Genomic DNA, 16,891 nt, shown 5'->3' with positions numbered 1-16,891 from the left:
TCGCCGCAGCGATGCTCCGTATTTTTTATGCTCAGTTCTCGGCCAGGTTGCCGGTGTAGAGCTGGTAATACTTGCCCTTTTTGGCGATCAGCTCGTCATGGCTGCCGCGCTCGATGATGCGGCCCTGCTCCAGAACCACGATGCAGTCTGCATTGCGGACGGTGGACAGGCGGTGAGCGATGACGAAGGAAGTGCGGCCATACATCAGGCCGTCCATGCCGCGCTGGACCAGTGCCTCGGTGCGGGTGTCGATGGAGGAGGTGGCCTCATCCAGGATCAGCACCGGCGGGTCTGCGACCGCCGCGCGGGCGATGGCCAGCAGCTGGCGCTGGCCCTGCGAGAGGTTGGAGCCGTCGTTGGTCAGCATGGTGTTGTAGCCATCGGGCAGGCGCTTGATGAAGCTGTCGGCGTTGGCCAGACGGGCAGCGGCGATGCACTCTTCATCGCTGGCTTCCAGACGGCCGTAGCGGATGTTCTCCATGACCGTGCCGGTGAACAGGTGGGTGTCCTGCAGCACGATGCCGAGAGAGCGGCGGAGGTCGTCTTTTTTGATCTTGGAGATGTTGATGCCGTCGTAGCGGATCTTACCATCCGAGATGTCGTAGAAGCGGTTGATGAGGTTGGTGATGGTCGTCTTGCCGGCACCGGTGGAGCCGACGAAAGCGATCTTCTGGCCGGGGCGGCCATAGAGGTTGATGTCGTGGAGGACGGTCTTCTCCGGCACATAGCCGAAATCGACATCGGTGAAGGTGATGTCGCCTGCCAGCTTGTGGTAGGTGGTGGTGCCATCGTGGTGGGGGTGCTTCCAGGCCCAGAGGCCGGTGCGGTCGGTGGTCTCGACCAGCTGGTCGTTCGCATCGTATTTGGCGTTGACGAGGGTGACATAGCCCTCATCGGTCTCGCTGGTCTCGTCCATCATCTTGAAGATGCGCTCGGCACCGGCCAGAGCCATGATGATGCTGTTGGCCTGCATGGACACCTGGCTGATGGGCATGTTGAAGCTCTTGTTCAGGGAGAGGAAGGCCATGACGGTGCCCAGCGTCATGCCGCCGACATTGCCGACGGCCATGGCAGCGCCCACCAGAGCGCAGACCGCGTAGCTGATGTTGCCCAGCTGCGCCGTGACGGGCATGATGATGTTGGCGTAGCCGTTGGCCTGCTTGGCACTGTCCTTCAGCTTGTCGTTCAGCGCACGGAAGCCGTCCAGCGTCTTCTGCTCGTGGGTGAAGACCTTGACGACCTTCTGGCCCTCCATCATCTCTTCAATGTAGCCGTTCACCTTGCCCAGGTCTTTCTGCTGGGCGATGAAGTACTTGCCGCTCATGGAGGTGATCTTCTTGGTGCAGAAGAGCATCAGAGCCACCATGCACAGGGTCACGATCGTGAGCTGCCAGCTCATCAGCACCATGCTGGTGAGGACGGAAACGATGGTGATGGCGCTGGACGTCAGCTGCGGGATGCTCTGGCTGAGCATCTGGCGCAGGGTATCGACGTCGTTGGTGTACACGGACATGATGTCGCCGTGGGGGTGCTGGTCAAAATACCGGATGGGCAGGCTCTCCATGTGGGTGAAGAGCTTGGTGCGCAGGTTGCGCAGGGTGCCCTGGGTCACGTTGACCATGATGCGGGAATTGAGCCACGCAGCCAGAACGCCGACGGCGTAAACGCAGCCGATGCGGCCCAGTGCTGCGGCCAGCGGGCCGAAATCGGGGGTGGCCTGCTGGGTCATGGGCACGATGTAATCATCAATGAGGGTCTTGAGGAAGAGGCTGGCCTGCACATTGGCCAGCGCGCTGACCACGATGCACACCAGAACGAAGATGCAGTGGAGCAGATAATGCTGGAATACTTCGTCCATGATCCGCTTGAGCAGCAGACCCGGATTTTCGACCTTGGGCCGGGGCTGGCCTGCGCCGCGCGGGCCGGGGCCGCGAACTTCTTTCACCTGTGCCATTACTGCTCACCTCCCTGTTTGTCGAAGTCGCCGCTGCTCTGGGTCTGGCTGTTGTAGACTTCCTGATAGATGGTATTGGTCTTTAGCAGCTCCTCGTGGGTGCCCAGGCCGTTGATCTGGCCGTTGTCCAGCACCAGGATGCGGTCGGCATCCTGCACGGAGGAGATGCGCTGTGCGATGATGATCTTGGTGGTGCCGGGGATCTCTTCCCGGAACGCCTTGCGGATCTTGGCGTCGGTGGCGGTATCCACGGCGCTGGTGGAGTCGTCCAGGATCAGCACCTTGGGCTTGCGCAGCAGGGCGCGGGCGATGGTCAGGCGCTGCTTCTGGCCGCCGGAAACGTTCGAGCCGCCCTGCTCGATCCAGGTATTGTACTTGTCGGGGAAGCGCTCGATGAATTCATCGGCGCAGGCCAGCTTGGCCACCCGGATGCACTCTTCCTCGCTGGCGTTCTCATCGCCCCAGCGCAGGTTGTCGAGGATGGTGCCGGAGAACAGGACGTTCTTTTGCAGCACCATCGAGACCTCGCGGCGGAGCACGTTGAGGTTGTAATCGCGGACATCCACGCCGCCGACCTTGACCGAGCCGGTCTCCGGGTCGTACAGGCGGGGGATGAGCTGCACCAGGCTGGATTTTGCGCTGCCGGTGCCGCCGATGATGCCCAGCGTCTCGCCGGGCCGGATGGTGAAGGTGATGTCGTTCAGGACAGGCTGGCCGGAACCATGCTTGTACTTGAAGGTGACGTGGTCGAAGGAGATGCTGCCGTCGGCCACGGTGTCCACCGGAGCCTTGGGGGCGGGCAGGTCGGTGGTCTCGTCCAGCACTTCCACGATGCGGCGGGCAGAGGAAGCGGACATGGAGATCATGACGAAGGCCATGCTCAGCATCATCAGGGCCATCAGGATGTTCATGATGTAGCCGAACAGGGCGTTCAGCTGGCCGGTGGTGATGGAACCGTTCAGCACGTAGTGGGCACCAAACCAGCTCAGGGCGATGTTGCAGCCGTAGACGGAGATCAGCATGGCGGGGTTGTTGAAGCTCAGGCGGCTCTCGGCGCTGACGAACTGCTTGTACAGGCTCTCGCAGGCGGTGGTGTATTTCTCATTCTCGAAGTGCTCGCGGACGAAGCTCTTGACCACGCGGATGGCGGAGATGTTCTCCTGCACCGAGGCGTTCAGGTTGTCGTAGTTCTTGAACACGCGGTCAAAGATCTTGAAGGTGGGGATCATGATGGAGGCCAGCACCGCCACCAGGAAGACGATGGCCACCACGAACACCAGCGACAACGTGCCGCTGATGGCGGAAGCCATGAGAAGCGCGAAGACCAGATGCACCGGGGCGCGCACGCACATGCGCTCGATCATCTGGAAGGCGTTCTGCACGTTGGTCACGTCGGTGGTCATGCGGGTGACCAGACCGGCCGTGGAGTATTTGTCGATGTTGGAGAAGGAAAAATGCTGGATGTTCTCATACATCGCGTCGCGCAGGTTGCCGGCAAGGCCGGTGGAAGCCTCGGCGGCAAATTTGCCGGCCAGCACACCCAGCAGCAGCGCAATGGCGGCCACCAGGAAGGTGAGCAGACCGTATTTGATGACGGCGTTCATGTCGCCCTTTTCAATGCCCTGGTCGATGATAAAGGCCATGATGGTGGGCAGCAGAACGTCCATGACCGCTTCCAATGCGGAAATGATCGGTGTCAGGATCGCGGCGCGTTTGTACGCGCCCAGATGTGACACTAATTTTTTGATCATCTGGTAATCCTCCTGTTTTTTGCTTTTTTTGTTTGACAAAGAACAATTCTATACAAAACAATTTAATTGTCAATGCGTTTTTGCAAAGTTCCGAAAAAAGTCATGAAACTCTCAAAAATCGTACGATTCGCGGGGTCACTGCAGGCCCTTGCGCAGCTTGTTCAGCAGGCGGAGCAGCTCGGCGTTCTCCTCCGGGGTGAGCAGGCTCTCCACAAATTCGTCGGTCTGGTGCAGGGCCTGCATGGTCTTTTCACGGATGCAGGCTCCCTTTTCGGTCAGCACCAGGCGCTTGAGCCGGGCGTCCTGCGGTACGCTCTGGCGCTCGATGTAGCCTTTGCGCTCCATGAGCTGCAAAATGTTGGTCACAGTGGAGCGGGTGATGGAGAACTCCCGCTCGATGTCCCGCTGGTAGATGGGTTCGTCCCTGTGCCAGAACAGATAGCTCAGGATCCACTCGTGCATCGGGGTCACGTCCTCGACCTCATTTTCGCGGTGGAACTGGTTGATCTTGCGGAAGATCAGGTTGTTGACCCGGCGCATCTGCGCCGGGATGACCTGCGGCGGCTCCCAGGGGGGCGTCACCGGCGGGCAGCTGGAGTTGATTTCGTCACACATGATGGTCCATCCTTTGAATTGTTGGGTTAATGATTGTTTTGAATAAAACTGTTTGATGCGATACAATTTTAACCCTCGCATCCCGGAATGTCAAGAGCGTTTATAAAAAAATAAACCCCTCTCCGTCTCGCCGTGCGCCAGCGCTTCCAAAGGGGGAGCTGCATGGCAAGGCGAGAGCGGAGAGGGGTTCCGTTACGTTTCAGCCTGTGCTTTTTCGATCCATTCGCGGATGACGTCGGGGCGGTCGGTGACAAAGCAGTCCGGGCCGAGAGGCACCAGAGAGCGGACGACATCCTCGGTGTTGACGGTCCAGAACGCGGCCTTGCAGCCGGCGTCGTGGAGCTGGTTGACCACCTCCGGGTTGGCGAAGGCGGTGTGGTACTCGCAACTGACCAGCTCCACCGGGAAACCCAGCGTCCGGACATAGGCAGCGGGGTCTGCCTGCGCGGACAGGGTGGCGAGGATCTGCCGGACCGACATCTGCGGGTAAAGAGCCGCGATGAGGGTCAGCTTGTCCGAAATAACACTGGAGACCATGCCCACCTGTTTTTTCAGGGCGGGGCAGTTCTCCTCGTCCAGCGGCTCGTCCATGCTGTTGACAAGGCCCAGGTCCTGCCAGATCACCGGCGGCGGGAGCATCATGCTGAGCAGGTCGCCCAGGGTCAGGACGCCGATGCGCAGTTCCGGCATCAGCGCCTTGGCCTGCTGAAGCAGGTCGTGACGGAACGAGACGAGGAGCAGCCGGTCTGCGATGCCGGAAGCGCGGATGCAGTCCACGACATGGGGCACGAAGTCCGGGTCGGGGAGGATGGGGGCCTTCAGTTCCAGCTGGACGGTGCAGCCCTCCATTTCTTTGCAGCAGGCCAGCGCTTCGTCCAGAGTAGCCAGTCTCTCGGTGGTGAGGCTGACGCCGTTCCATTTGGTCAGGTCGATGGAGCGCAGCTCACCGACGGTCAGGTCGTAGATCTTGGCGGAGAGCTCGGTGCCGATGTCGATGAGGTAGTCGTGGTGGATGATAAGACCATGGTCGCGGGTCTGCTGGACGTCCATCTCAACGCCGTCGGCACCGAGGTCGATGGCGTTGCGAAAGGCGGACAGGGTGTTTTCGGGGGCAAGATAGGTCGCCCCGCGGTGTGCAATGATCTCAGGCAAGGTCTTCACCATCGGTCGCAATGACCTTTTTATACCAGTAGAAGCTGTCCTTCCGGCTGCGGGTCAGGGTGCCGTTTCCAGCGTTGTCCTTGTCTACATAAATGAAGCCGTAGCGCTTCTTCATCTCACCGGTGGAGGCGGAGACAAGGTCGATGGGGCCCCAGGTGGTGTAGCCCAGCAGGGGCAGGCCGTCCTCGTTGATGGCCTTTTCCATCTGCTCGATGTGGGCGCGCAGATAGTCGATGCGGTAGCTGTCGTGGATGGAACCGTCCGGTTCCACCGTGTCCACCGCGCCCAGACCGTTCTCCACGACGAACAGCGGCTTCTGATAGCGGTCGTAGAGGGTGTTCATGGTGATGCGCAGGCCCACCGGGTCGATGGCCCAGCCCCACGCACTGGCCTTGAGGTAGGGGTTTCTGGTCGCCGCGCCGAGGGCGTTGCCGTCAGCCTGCTCCAACAGCTCCGGGTCCACCGTGATGCAGCGGCTGGAATAGTAGCTGAAGGAGATGAAGTCCACGGTGCCCTCGCGCAGGGTCTGGTCATCGTCCGGCTCGGTGCGCAGCTGGATGCCAGCCCGCTCCATCCGCTTTTTGGCCCAGACCGGGTAGGCACCGCGGGACTGGACGTCGATGAAGAAGTAATTGTTGCGGTCGGCTTCGGCAGCGGCCTGCACATCCGCCGGGGCGCAGGTGCGGGGGTAGAACTCGCCTGCGGCCAGCATACAGCCCACCATGCAGCCGGGCATGATCTCGTGCGCCAGCTGGACGGCCTTGGCGCTGGCCACCAGCTCGTGATGAGCGGCCTGATACTTGGCCTGTTCGACGTTCTCGCCGGGCTCAAACAGCAGGCCTGCCCCCATGAAGGGCATGTGCAGCAGCATGTTGATCTCGTTGAAGGTCAGCCAGTATTTTACCTTATCTTTATAGCGGCGGAAGATGATGTCGCAGTAGTGGACGTAGGCATCTACCATCCGGCGGTCTTTCCAGCCGCCATACTTCTGAATGAGCGCGATGGGCGCATCGAAGTGGCAGATGGTGACCAGCGGTTCGATGCCGTACTTGCGGCACTCATCGAACAGCGCATCGTAGAAGGCCAGCCCCTCTTCGTTGGGCTCGGCATCGTCGCCGTGGGGCAGGATGCGGGTCCACGCGATGGACAGGCGGTAGCACCGGAAGCCCATCTCGGCGAAGAGGGCGATGTCCTCCTTGAAGTGGTGGTACATGTCGATGGCTTCGTGCGAGGGGTAGTAGTGCTGGTCATCGCATTCCAGCATCTTCAGCTTGCCGAACATCACCGGGAAGCGGTCCTCGCCAAAGGGAACGACATCCACATTGGCCAGCCCGCGCCCGCCTTCGTTGTAGGCACCCTCGCACTGGTTGGCGGCGGTGGCACCGCCCCATAAAAAGTCTTTCGGAAATCTGCCCATGAAAAAATACCTCCTGAACAAAAATTCTGCTGCCTTCATTTTATCATGTTCCGTGAGGGCATTCAAGGACGAAAGTATGACTATTTCCGTCATTTTGACGAAAATCGAGCGTGATTTTTTGCAGTTTTCACGAGAAAATCTGAAAAACCGGGAGATTTTCCTTCCATTCTGTTTCTTCCCAACGGACAGAAAATATGATAGACTGGATATGTAAGAAAAAGTCGTTCGGCCTGTCCGCACAGGGGAATGGCTCCTTTGTGCGCGCTCTGCCGCATGGCCGGAGCGGCCGCACAAAGGAAACAGTAGAACATCGAAATAAGGAAAATGGAGTGTTTTGCGATGAAGGAGTTCCAGCCTATCAAAGAAGGAAAGGTCCGCGAGATCTATGACAACGGCGACAGCCTGATCATGGTCGCAACGGATCGCATTTCCGCATTCGACGTGATCCTGAAAAATAAAGTGACCAACAAGGGCAAGGTGCTGACCCAGATGAGCAAGTTCTGGTTCGACTACACCCGCGATGTGCTGCCCAACCACATGCTGAGCGTGGACACGAAGGATATGCCGGAGTTCTTCCAGCAGCCCCAGTTCGAGGGCAAGTGCATGAAGTGCCGCAAGCTGACCATGCTGCCCATCGAGTGCATCGTGCGCGGCTACATCACCGGCAGCGGCTGGGCCAGCTACCAGAAGACCGGCAAGGTCTGCGGCATCCAGCTGCCGGAGGGCCTGCAGGAGTCTGAGAAGCTGCCGGAGCCCATCTACACCCCCTCCACCAAGGCGGAGATCGGCGACCACGACGAGAACATCTCCTACGAGCAGAGCATCACCGTGCTGGAAAAGCAGTTCCCCGGCCACGGTGAAGAGTACGCCACCAAGCTGCGGGACTATACCATCGCGCTGTACAAGAAGTGCGCAGAATACGCCCTGAGCCGCGGCATCATCATCGCCGACACCAAGTTTGAGTTCGGTCTGGACGAGAACGGCAATGTCGTTCTGGGCGACGAGATGCTGACCCCCGATTCCTCTCGCTTCTGGCCGCTGGAAGGCTATGAGGCAGGCCACGGCCAGCCCTCTTTTGACAAGCAGTTCGTCCGCAACTGGCTCAAGGCCAACCCGGACAGCAACTACGACCTGCCCCAGGACGTCATCGACAAGACCATCGAGAAATACCTCGAAGCCTATGAGATGCTGACGGGCAAAAAGCTCTGATCGCTGACATTCGATCGAATATGGAAACGGTGCCCTGCTTTTTCGGCAGGGCACTTTCTATTTGCAAACTTTTTGTGAATTTCCGTGGATCAGGGGACTGCGCTCTTGACATCACAGGGGGTTTGGAATATAATTTTAGCAGTCAAACAGATAGAGTGCTAAAAACGAAATAGCATATCCAATGAACGACTGCTAAATCAACATCCGGTACGAATGGAGGTCGATTCTATGAATACCAATCAATATACCCAGAAGACGCTGGAAGCGCTGCAGGCTGCTCAGCAGCTGGCCGTGGAGTACCAGCACAATGCACTGGAGCCGGAACACCTGCTGCACGCACTGGCATCGCAGGAGCAGGGGCTCATCCCGCAGCTGCTCCAGAAGCTGAACGTAGACCCCGGCAGCTTTGCCGCCGCAGTGGCCGAAAAGCTCTCGGCGCTGCCCCGTGTGTCCGGCTCCGGCCGTGACCCTGACAAGGTCTATATCTCGCAGGCCACCGATAAGGTTCTGAACGCCGCTGCCCGCGAGGCCAAGGCGATGAAGGACGAATACGTCAGTGTCGAGCATGTGTTCCTTGGCCTGCTGGACGAGCAGACCCAGAACACCGCAGACCTGTTCCGCGCGTTCAACATCCGGAAGGATGCTTTCTTACAGCAGCTGACGGCCGTGCGCGGCAACCAGCGCGTGACCAATGACAACCCGGAGGACACCTACAATGCCCTGCAAAAATACGGTCAGGATCTGGTAGACCTGGCCCGCAAGCAGAAGCTGGACCCCGTCATCGGGCGGGATCAGGAGATCCGCAACGTCATCCGCATCCTGTCCCGTAAGACGAAGAACAACCCCTGCCTGATCGGTGAGCCGGGCGTCGGCAAGACGGCCATCGCCGAGGGTCTGGCCGAACGAATCGTGCGCGGCGATGTGCCCGAAAACCTGAAAGACCGCACCGTGTTCAGCCTGGACATGGGCGCTCTGGTGGCCGGTGCAAAGTACCGCGGCGAGTTCGAGGAGCGCCTGAAGAGCGTTCTGAACGAGGTGAAGAAGAGCGAGGGCAAGATCATCCTCTTCATTGATGAGCTGCACACCATCGTCGGTGCAGGCAAGACCGACGGTGCCATGGATGCGGGCAACCTGCTCAAACCCATGCTGGCCCGCGGCGAGCTGCACTGCATCGGTGCGACGACGCTGGACGAGTACCGCCAGTATATCGAGAAGGACCCCGCGCTGGAACGCCGGTTCCAGCCGGTGCAGGTGGACGAACCGACCGTTGAGGACACCATCTCCATCCTGCGCGGCCTGAAGGAGCGGTACGAAGTCTTCCACGGCGTCAAGATCAGCGACAATGCCCTGATCGCCGCCGCCACCCTGTCCGACCGCTATATCACCGATCGGTTCCTGCCGGATAAGGCCATCGACCTGGTGGATGAAGCCTGCGCCATGATCAAGACCGAGATGGACAGTATGCCCAGCGAGATGGATGATCTGGCCCACCGCATCACCCAGCTGCAGATCGAGCAGGTCAGCCTGAAAAAGGAGACCGATGCGCTCAGCCAGAGCCGTCTGCGCGACCTGGAAAAAGAACTGGCCGAATTGCAGGATAAATTCCGCAGCATGAAGGCAAAGTGGGAGAACGAGAAGAACGCCATCGGCAAGGTGCAGACCCTGCGTGAGCAGATCGAGCAGACCAATGCCGCCATTGAGAAGGCGCAGCGCGAGTATGACCTGAACAAGGCTGCGGAGCTGAAGTATGGCAGACTGCCCGAATTGCAGAAACAGCTGGAAGCCGAAGAGAAGCTGGCCAACGAGAAGAAGGAGGACAGCCTCCTGCGCGACCGCGTGACCGACGAGGAGATCGCCCGCATCGTGGCCCGCTGGACCGGCATCCCGGTCGAGAAGCTGGTGGAAGGCGAGCGCGAGAAGCTGCTGCATCTGGACGATGTGCTCCATAAGCGGGTCATCGGCCAGGATGAGGCCGTCACCAAGGTCAGCGAAGCCATCCTGCGCAGCCGCGCCGGCATCGCCAACCCGAACCGCCCCATCGGCAGCTTCCTCTTCCTCGGCCCCACCGGCGTCGGCAAGACCGAGCTGGCCAAGGCACTGGCACAGGCATTGTTCGACGATGAGCGGAACATGGTCCGTATCGACATGACGGAGTATATGGAGAAATTCAGCGTCAGCCGCCTGATCGGCGCGCCTCCGGGATACGTCGGCTATGAAGAGGGCGGCCAGCTGACCGAGGCCGTCCGCCGCAAGCCCTACAGCGTTGTGCTGTTCGATGAGGTGGAAAAGGCCCATCCGGACGTCTTCAACATCCTGCTTCAGGTGCTGGATGATGGCCGCATCACCGACAGCCAGGGCCGCACCGTGGACTTCAAGAACACCGTCATCATCCTGACGTCCAACCTGGGCAGCGATATCATCCTGAACGATCTGGAGCGTGCCCGCGCCGGCGGTTCCAACGAGCTGAGCCCGGAGGCCCGCCAGCAGATCGACGCGCTGCTCAAGTCGAAGTTCCGTCCGGAGTTCCTGAACCGTCTGGACGAGATCGTCTACTACAAGAGCCTGACCAAGGATGAGATGCGCAGCATCGTGGACCTGCAGCTCGACGACCTGCGCCGCCGCATGGACGAGGGTAAGCATCTGAAACTGGATGTGACCACCGCCGCCAAGGACTTCATCATCGACTCTGCCTACGACAGCGTCTATGGTGCACGGCCCATCAAGCGGTTCATCCAGAGCCGGGTCGAGACTCTCATCGCCAAGGCCATCATCCGGGGCGACTACGCCGAGGGTGCCACTTTGACGGTGGATTACGACGGCAGCGCCCTGATCCTGCGATAAATCACGTTGATTTTACCAGTTCTGTACCTTCGTGTGAGCAGTAACACTTGCGCGGGGGTGCAGAATATGATATGATAAGCGTTGAACAAAGTGCTTTTCATCGTCGAGAGCAACGGTGAAAAGCATTTTTTAATATTCAGAATCTCTCAGGCATTGCGAAACAATGCCTGAGAGATTCACGACAACATAGGAGTGTGATTTTCCTTTATTATGGACGATGGCAGTATGACGCTTTGGGTAGCGCTGGTAGTATTGGTGGCATTTTCCGCCTTTTTCTCCGCATCCGAGACCGCATTTTCCTCTCTGAATCAGATCCGCCTGAAAAGCCGGGCCGACGATGGCGACCGCACGGCCGCCCGTGTGCTGGCAATGGCAGAAAAATACGATAAGCTCCTGTCCACCATTCTGGTGGGCAACAACATCGTGAACATTGCCGCAGCCTCGATCGGCACCATTATTTTCACCCAGATGCTGGGTGCAGAGCGGGGTGCTACGGTCTCCACCATCGTGTTGACCATCGTGGTGCTGATCTTCGGTGAGGTGAGCCCCAAGAGCCTGGCCAAGGAGATGCCGGAAACGGTAGCCACCGCAGTTGCGCCGGTGCTCAGCCTGCTGATGGTGGTGTTTACCCCGCTGACATGGCTGTTCAGCCAGTGGAAACGGCTGCTGAACCGTTTTGTTCACAGCAGCGAGAGCGACACCATCACCGAGGGTGAGCTGATGACCATGGTCAGCGAGGCTGAGAACGACGGTGAGCTGACCGACCGCGAGAGTGAGCTGATCCGCAGCGCCATCGAGTTCGATGACGTGGAGGTGGAAGAGATCCTGACCCCCCGTGTGGATGTGGTGGCGGTGGCGGATGATATCCCGCTGGAAGAACTGGCGCAGACCTTTGCGGAGTCCGGTTACTCCCGCCTGCCGGTCTATCATGGCACCATCGACAACATCATCGGTGTCGTCCATGAAAAGGACTTCTACATTGCCCGCCTGAAAAAGGAGACGAAGATCGACGATCTGGTGGCCCCCACTCTGTATACCACCGGTTCTACGCAGATCTCGCAGCTGCTGCGCATCCTGCGGGAGCAGCACCACCACATGGCGGTCGTCGTGGATGAATACGGCGGCACCGAGGGCATCATCACGCTGGAAGATATCCTCGAAGAGCTGGTGGGTGAGATCTGGGATGAGCACGACGAGGAGACGGAGGACTTCCGCAAGCAGTCGGACGGCAGCTGGCTGGTGGCCGGTTCCGCCAGCGTGGATGACCTGTTCGAGACGCTGGAGCTGCCCGAAGATGAGGACATCGACTCCAACACCGTGAACGGCCTTGTGCAGGAGAAGACCTGCCATCTGCCCAAGGTGGGCGACCACTTCACCCTCGGCGAGTATGACGGCGTCGTGACCCGCACGGCCCGCCGCCGCGTTACCGAGGTCCGCCTCACGCCCGCAGAACCTGTGGACGCCGAGGAAAAGGACGACGAAAAGGAAAAACGATTTCCCCGGCTTTCCGCGCGGGAGAACCGCTGACGCATCCGCAGAAAAGACCCCCGGCCTTGCATGAAATTGCAGGGCCGGGGGTCTTTGTTATCGGTTCTTTTCCTGTGCCAGCTCAATGAAGGCTTTCATCTGCGGGGTCAGCCATTTGTCGCGGTGGTAGAAGAGCTGCCGCCGCATGGTCACGGTGCAGTCCGGCACGAGCAGGCGGGCCAGCGTCCCGGCGGCGAGGGCGTCCCGGACGATGTACTCCGGCAGAAACGAAAGCCCCATGCCGCGCTCGACCATCTGGCAGAGCAGGGCGGCGCTGCCCAGTTCGAGGTAGGGGTTGACGGCCAGCTGGTGGGCGGCAAAGGTCTGGTCCAGCGCGTCGCGGTAGCTCATGCCCCGCTCGGTCAGCAAAAATTCCTGGTGGGCCAGCTCTTCCAGAGACACGCGCTTCTGCGCGGCCAGCGGGTGCCCGGCGGGGGCCACGAAGCAGATTGCTTCCGGCACATCCAGCGCCAGCACAAGGTTGGGCTGGACCAGCGGCTCATCCAGCGTATAGGCCAGATCGACCTGATTCGTGCCCAGCCATTGCAGCATCTCGTCCGAAGTGGCCGTGCAGAGCACAAGCTCCACCTGCGGGCAGAGCGCGTGATAGCGCTGCAGCAGGCCGGGCAGGAATGCGCTGCACAGCGAGTCTGCCAGTGCGACCCGCAGGGTGCCGCGGACCTGCTGCGCGGGCTGGAGCGCGGCTCTGGCCTGCTGCGCGGTGGTCAGCAGGGTGCGGGCGTAGGACAGAAAGGTCTGGCCCGCATCGGTCAGCCGGACGGTCTTGCCCACCCGGTCGAACAGCGGGGTCTCCAACTCTGCTTCCAGCTGCGCGATCTGCGACGATACCGCCGACTGCGAATAGCCCAGCTCCCGCGCCGCGCGGGAAAAGCTGTGCAGCTCGGCAATGTGCAGGAAGGTGTTGATGGTTCGCAGTTCCATGGCGTCTCCTTTGGCTCAGCGGCGGTCGATGCCGGTGACGGTCAGTGTGCTGCCGTCCACCTGGAAGTGGACTTCCAGCCCGGCAAACTCCATGCCGTACACCCGCTCCGGGTCGTGCTGGTAGGAGGGGCGGGGGTCGTTTTCGAGCACACCCCGCAGGCCGTCCCGCTGGTCTGCGGGGACCCTGGCCCAGAGCGTCTCCGGGCAGGCGACGTCGAGATGGTGGAACTGCGTCTGCGCCGTAAAGCCTGCAGCTGCGTCCGGGTGGCAGTCGGCATAGGGAATGTAGGGCTTGATGTCGTAGATGGGGGTGCCGTCCATCAGATCGGCTCCCCGCACGATGAGCACCGGGCCGACCTCCGGCCGGACCTCAATGGCTTCCAGCTTCACGCTGGACAGCCCCAGCGGATTGGGCCGGAACGGCGACCGTGTGGCGAAGACGCCCATCCGGGTGTTGCCGCCCAGCCGCGGCGGCCGGACGGTGGGGGACCAGCTGTCCCGCACGGCACCCGAAAACTGCCACACCAGCCAGATGTGGCTGAAATCTTCCAGCCCGCGCACCGCGTCCGGGCTGCGGTATTCGGGCGTGAAAACGATCTCGCCCCGCAGGCTGTCCACCAGCCCGCTCTGCCGCGGGATGCCGAATTTGGTGGGGAAGGCCGTGTGGATGTGTGCGATGACCTTCAGGGTCATGGCCTCGTTGGATGGTTGGTTCATAGGGGGCATCTCCTTATAAAAATGGAAAAGAGTAGTTGACAATGAGTGAATTTCGCTATATAATACAACTAAAGATTGTAAAGCGCGAGTCCTGTGGAAAACAGAAAGGAGAGTACGCATGACAGATGGCGCACAGATCGAATACTACATTTGGGACCGGAAGCTGAAGATGAACCATGTGGCACAGGTGCTTGGCATCAGTACCTCCACATTGAAGAACAAGCTCACCGGAAAAACGGATTTCAAGGTCAGCGAGGCGGACACCCTCTCCTCGCTGCTGGAGCTGACGCCGCCCCAGCGGGACCTCTGCTTTTTCTGCGGCGGCCGGAGGTGAGCGCGGATGACAAAGGAACAGCGGGAAAAGACCAAGCTCGCCCTGCGGCGCTACGGCACCCGCCAGTGGGCGGCCTGCCCGGCCAACGCAGGCTGGCGGCTGGCCATCGAGCGGACGATCGAATATTACCAGCAGGAAGACCCGCTCCGCGCCGACCTGCTGCGGCTGCGCTATCTGGAACGCCGCACCGAGGACGACACCATCGAGCGGCTGCACATCGGCCGCAGCACCTACCAGAAAGCGCAGAGCGACCTTCTGAGCACGGTAGCAGTCTATGCCGCCCGGTTCGGTGCCCTGTAAGGCAGACAGCTGGTCATGAAACGATGAAAAAAGGCTCCCCATGCGAAACGCCGGGAGCCCTGCATTTACTGATTCTTCTTTTCCGGATGGTTACAGCGCTCATGGCAGGCAGAGCAATTTCCGCCGCAGCCTTTGCCTTCCCAGCCGTCATGTCTGGAGATCCAGATGACCGCGAGGGTAAACAACGCCGCCAGCACCAGGACGGTAACGATTCCGCGAATGGACAACAGCATCAATAAGACCTCTCTTTTGCGCCAACAGGCACAATTTTAGTATACACCTTTTTCCGCAAAAGAGCAACTGGGAAGCCGCGCAAAAAAGTTTGCCGAAATCGAAAATTGGGGCTTGCAAATCCACCACGGCTGTGCTATAATCTTCTTGTTCCGATTCGGAGGATTAGCTCAGCTGGTTAGAGCACCTGCATCACACGCAGGGGGTCTGGGGTTCGAGTCCCTAATTCTCCACCAAACGTAAAGCCGTTTACCTGAAAGGGTAAGCGGCTTTTTCTTGTATCTACGTGCTTTTTGATATGCAAAAGTGAAACGGATTCACTTTTGCATATTGATAATGAAACGTGTAGGAGGCCCCCTTTTCAGTCGTTTGTAGCAAGTTTGTAGCAGATCTGTAGCAAAATTCGGAGAGTAACGGCAAAATGGCTCCGTAAACCCGATTTTTGCAGATTTTTTGGTATAAAATTTTATCCTTGAATTTTGTGCAGAATGACGGTGGCAAAACAAAAAAGAAAACCGTCAAACGTGAGAGATTGCTCTCTCATGCGTTGACGGTTTTTCTGGTTTGTGGGGATTATTCTTCTGGCAGAGCCAGAACTTCATCTTTGACCAGTTGATTGGCCGAGTCAAAGGCTTCAATCATCTGGTTGGCTTTCGGATGGAGATAGACTTCATCCAGCGTTTTGGATTTGGGCGTGTGCCCGACAGCACGTTTCAGGATATCCTTGTTGACGCCTGCGCGATCACAGAGGCTGGCGTATGTATGCCGGGTGGTGTAGGGCGTATAAGTGGCGAGCTTCCCGGAAAACTCCGGTTTACGCTTGCCGTTCTCGTCATAAGGATTCGGCTGAATGCCAATTTCATCCAAGAATGGATAGAACTTGCGGTTGCGCCAGTTCTTTTCGTTCCAAAAACCTCCTTTGCCATTTGGAAAAAGCGGGCTGTTTTCCACAGAGGTGGCATACGCATGTTCAAAAATCGGGATGCCGAAGTCAAGAATGGGAATGATGCGGTTGCGTCCAGCTTCGGTCTTGCAGCCGCCAATCAGATAAGCGCCGGATTCCGTGCGGTGAAAATCTTCGTGTTTGAAGTGCAGCAGCTCATAGATACGAACTCCACAGGCCAGAAGAGCAATTACCATCTGCCCCGTGGGAGTGTTCTTCTGGCTCAGAATCAGCGTTACCTGTTCGTCCGTGAAGATTTCACGTTCCGGGGATTTGCGCCCCTCGATTTTCAGAACAGATGCAAGGTTAGCATCTACGACACGCCAGCCAATGGCTGTACGATACAGCTTGCTGATAAGAGTACGCTCTTTTTCCAACATGCTTTGAGACAGGCCATCGTCGGCCATCGTATCAAGAATGTTCTGGAAGTCCTGTGCATAAAGGGCGGCGATTTTATAATACCAGAGCGGTTTTAGATACTTCCATGCCAGATCATACAACTCACGAGCCTTATCAGAACGTCCTTTGTACTCGCGAGATTCCAGAAAAACCTCGTGAATTTTTGCTAAGGTGGAATCTTGATATGGTGTAGCAGGGCGTTTCATCATTTCAGCACGAACCGCTTCGGCTTCTTCACGGGTGACATAAGTGCCGACAGTTTTTACAACTGTAATACCTGTGTGAGGGTCAGGGATTGGCATACGGAGCAGCCACGGCTTACGGCGTATCCCGGACATTCTAGAGATGCTTCCATTACCAGACGATGCTTTCAGCCGGGGCGATTCTCGCTTGGCTGGAACAGTAGGCGGTGCTCCTACACCGGGGGATGGTGCTGTGCCAACAGGATGACCGCAGGCAGAGCAGAATTTGGCGGTATCGGAGATTTGATGACCGCAATTTTCACAGAACATAGATTTGAACCTCCAATTGATCTAAATTTGCTTCAAAA

At 58.8% G+C, this 16,891-nt stretch carries 14 protein-coding genes and 1 tRNA gene; 6 read left to right on the top strand and 9 right to left on the bottom strand.

Annotation, left to right across the window (positions count from 1 at the left end; all coding sequences use genetic code 11):
• Positions 1-31: 31 nt before the first annotated feature.
• The 5 genes from DWY95_RS10445 to DWY95_RS10425 form a co-directional block, all read right to left on the bottom strand.
• Positions 32-1,954, bottom strand: a complete 1,923-nt coding sequence (locus tag DWY95_RS10445; protein ID WP_118553471.1) for an ABC transporter ATP-binding protein — start codon at positions 1,952-1,954, stop codon at positions 32-34.
• Positions 1,954-3,705 (bottom strand): ABC transporter ATP-binding protein, encoded by a 1,752-nt coding sequence (locus DWY95_RS10440; protein WP_118553470.1) that lies wholly within the window; start codon positions 3,703-3,705, stop codon positions 1,954-1,956. The genes DWY95_RS10445 and DWY95_RS10440 overlap by 1 nt, the downstream gene beginning before the upstream one ends.
• Positions 3,706-3,840: 135 nt before the next feature.
• Positions 3,841-4,320, bottom strand: coding sequence for a MarR family winged helix-turn-helix transcriptional regulator (locus DWY95_RS10435; RefSeq protein WP_118553469.1), 480 nt, complete (start codon positions 4,318-4,320; stop codon positions 3,841-3,843).
• A gap of 192 nt (positions 4,321-4,512) precedes the next feature.
• The gene (locus tag DWY95_RS10430; RefSeq protein ID WP_118553468.1) at positions 4,513-5,484 is read right to left on the bottom strand and encodes a glycerophosphodiester phosphodiesterase; all 972 of its coding nucleotides are present in this window, start codon (positions 5,482-5,484) and stop codon (positions 4,513-4,515) included.
• Entirely contained in the window at positions 5,465-6,898 is a 1,434-nt protein-coding gene (locus DWY95_RS10425; RefSeq protein WP_118553467.1) for a 6-phospho-beta-glucosidase, read from the bottom strand. Before DWY95_RS10425 ends, DWY95_RS10430 begins: the two co-directional genes overlap by 20 nt.
• A 339-nt stretch (positions 6,899-7,237) precedes the next feature.
• On the opposite strand from DWY95_RS10425, the gene DWY95_RS10415 reads away from it, so the two are divergent.
• The 3 genes from DWY95_RS10415 to DWY95_RS10405 all read left to right on the top strand — a co-directional run bounded on the left by DWY95_RS10415 (position 7,238) and on the right by DWY95_RS10405 (position 12,475).
• On the top strand, positions 7,238-8,107 hold the full coding sequence (locus DWY95_RS10415) for a phosphoribosylaminoimidazolesuccinocarboxamide synthase (protein WP_097793079.1): 870 nt from the start codon (positions 7,238-7,240) through the stop codon (positions 8,105-8,107).
• Between the two features lie 228 nt (positions 8,108-8,335).
• Positions 8,336-10,948, top strand: a complete 2,613-nt coding sequence (gene clpB, locus DWY95_RS10410) for an ATP-dependent chaperone ClpB (protein ID WP_118553465.1) — start codon at positions 8,336-8,338, stop codon at positions 10,946-10,948.
• Between the two features lie 210 nt (positions 10,949-11,158).
• Entirely contained in the window at positions 11,159-12,475 is a 1,317-nt protein-coding gene (locus DWY95_RS10405; RefSeq protein ID WP_118553464.1) for a hemolysin family protein, read from the top strand.
• 57 nt (positions 12,476-12,532) lie between these two features.
• Here the strand turns inward: DWY95_RS10405 and DWY95_RS10400 are convergent, their stop codons facing one another.
• Positions 12,533-13,417, bottom strand: coding sequence for a LysR family transcriptional regulator (locus tag DWY95_RS10400; RefSeq protein ID WP_118553463.1), 885 nt, complete (start codon positions 13,415-13,417; stop codon positions 12,533-12,535).
• Positions 13,418-13,432: 15 nt separating this feature from the next.
• Entirely contained in the window at positions 13,433-14,134 is a 702-nt protein-coding gene (tsaA, locus tag DWY95_RS10395) for a tRNA (N6-threonylcarbamoyladenosine(37)-N6)-methyltransferase TrmO (protein WP_118553462.1), read from the bottom strand.
• 118 nt (positions 14,135-14,252) lie between these two features.
• Between tsaA and DWY95_RS10390 the strand changes: the two genes are divergently transcribed.
• Together DWY95_RS10390 and DWY95_RS10385 are read left to right on the top strand one after the other, a co-directional pair.
• On the top strand, positions 14,253-14,468 hold the full coding sequence (locus DWY95_RS10390) for a helix-turn-helix transcriptional regulator (RefSeq protein WP_097793072.1): 216 nt from the start codon (positions 14,253-14,255) through the stop codon (positions 14,466-14,468).
• A gap of 6 nt (positions 14,469-14,474) precedes the next feature.
• Positions 14,475-14,768 carry a SqdX protein gene (locus tag DWY95_RS10385; protein ID WP_118553461.1) on the top strand — a complete coding sequence of 98 codons (294 nt, stop codon included), beginning with the start codon at positions 14,475-14,477 and terminating at the stop codon, positions 14,766-14,768.
• A 65-nt stretch (positions 14,769-14,833) separates the two neighbouring features.
• On the opposite strand, the gene DWY95_RS10380 is transcribed toward DWY95_RS10385, so the two are convergent.
• On the bottom strand, positions 14,834-15,001 hold the full coding sequence (locus DWY95_RS10380; RefSeq protein WP_118553460.1) for a FeoB-associated Cys-rich membrane protein: 168 nt from the start codon (positions 14,999-15,001) through the stop codon (positions 14,834-14,836).
• A 157-nt stretch (positions 15,002-15,158) separates the two neighbouring features.
• On the opposite strand from DWY95_RS10380, the gene DWY95_RS10375 reads away from it, so the two are divergent.
• Positions 15,159-15,235, top strand: a tRNA-Val gene (locus DWY95_RS10375).
• A 337-nt stretch (positions 15,236-15,572) separates the two neighbouring features.
• Here DWY95_RS10375 and DWY95_RS10370 read toward each other — a convergent pair.
• On the bottom strand, positions 15,573-16,853 hold the full coding sequence (locus DWY95_RS10370) for a zinc-ribbon domain-containing protein (RefSeq protein ID WP_118553459.1): 1,281 nt from the start codon (positions 16,851-16,853) through the stop codon (positions 15,573-15,575).
• Positions 16,854-16,891: the final 38 nt, after the last annotated feature.

It is taken from the genome of Faecalibacterium sp. AF28-13AC (genome assembly GCF_003478405.1).
Classification (GTDB): Bacteria; Bacillota; Clostridia; order Oscillospirales; family Ruminococcaceae; genus Faecalibacterium; species Faecalibacterium prausnitzii_E.
This window is presented reverse-complemented; position numbering and strand designations above follow the sequence as displayed.

Coding starts and splice junctions, on each gene's coding strand:
- DWY95_RS10380 (WP_118553460.1), bottom strand. CDS start 15,001: ATGCTGTTGTCCATTCGCGGAATCGTTACCGTCCTGGTGCTGGCGGCG.
- DWY95_RS10390 (WP_097793072.1), top strand. CDS start 14,253: ATGACAGATGGCGCACAGATCGAATACTACATTTGGGACCGGAAGCTG.
- tsaA (WP_118553462.1), bottom strand. CDS start 14,134: ATGAACCAACCATCCAACGAGGCCATGACCCTGAAGGTCATCGCACAC.
- DWY95_RS10385 (WP_118553461.1), top strand. CDS start 14,475: ATGACAAAGGAACAGCGGGAAAAGACCAAGCTCGCCCTGCGGCGCTAC.
- DWY95_RS10405 (WP_118553464.1), top strand. CDS start 11,159: ATGGACGATGGCAGTATGACGCTTTGGGTAGCGCTGGTAGTATTGGTG.
- DWY95_RS10400 (WP_118553463.1), bottom strand. CDS start 13,417: ATGGAACTGCGAACCATCAACACCTTCCTGCACATTGCCGAGCTGCAC.
- DWY95_RS10415 (WP_097793079.1), top strand. CDS start 7,238: ATGAAGGAGTTCCAGCCTATCAAAGAAGGAAAGGTCCGCGAGATCTAT.
- DWY95_RS10425 (WP_118553467.1), bottom strand. CDS start 6,898: ATGGGCAGATTTCCGAAAGACTTTTTATGGGGCGGTGCCACCGCCGCC.
- DWY95_RS10435 (WP_118553469.1), bottom strand. CDS start 4,320: ATGTGTGACGAAATCAACTCCAGCTGCCCGCCGGTGACGCCCCCCTGG.
- DWY95_RS10370 (WP_118553459.1), bottom strand. CDS start 16,853: ATGTTCTGTGAAAATTGCGGTCATCAAATCTCCGATACCGCCAAATTC.
- DWY95_RS10445 (WP_118553471.1), bottom strand. CDS start 1,954: ATGGCACAGGTGAAAGAAGTTCGCGGCCCCGGCCCGCGCGGCGCAGGC.
- DWY95_RS10430 (WP_118553468.1), bottom strand. CDS start 5,484: ATGGTGAAGACCTTGCCTGAGATCATTGCACACCGCGGGGCGACCTAT.
- clpB (WP_118553465.1), top strand. CDS start 8,336: ATGAATACCAATCAATATACCCAGAAGACGCTGGAAGCGCTGCAGGCT.
- DWY95_RS10440 (WP_118553470.1), bottom strand. CDS start 3,705: ATGATCAAAAAATTAGTGTCACATCTGGGCGCGTACAAACGCGCCGCG.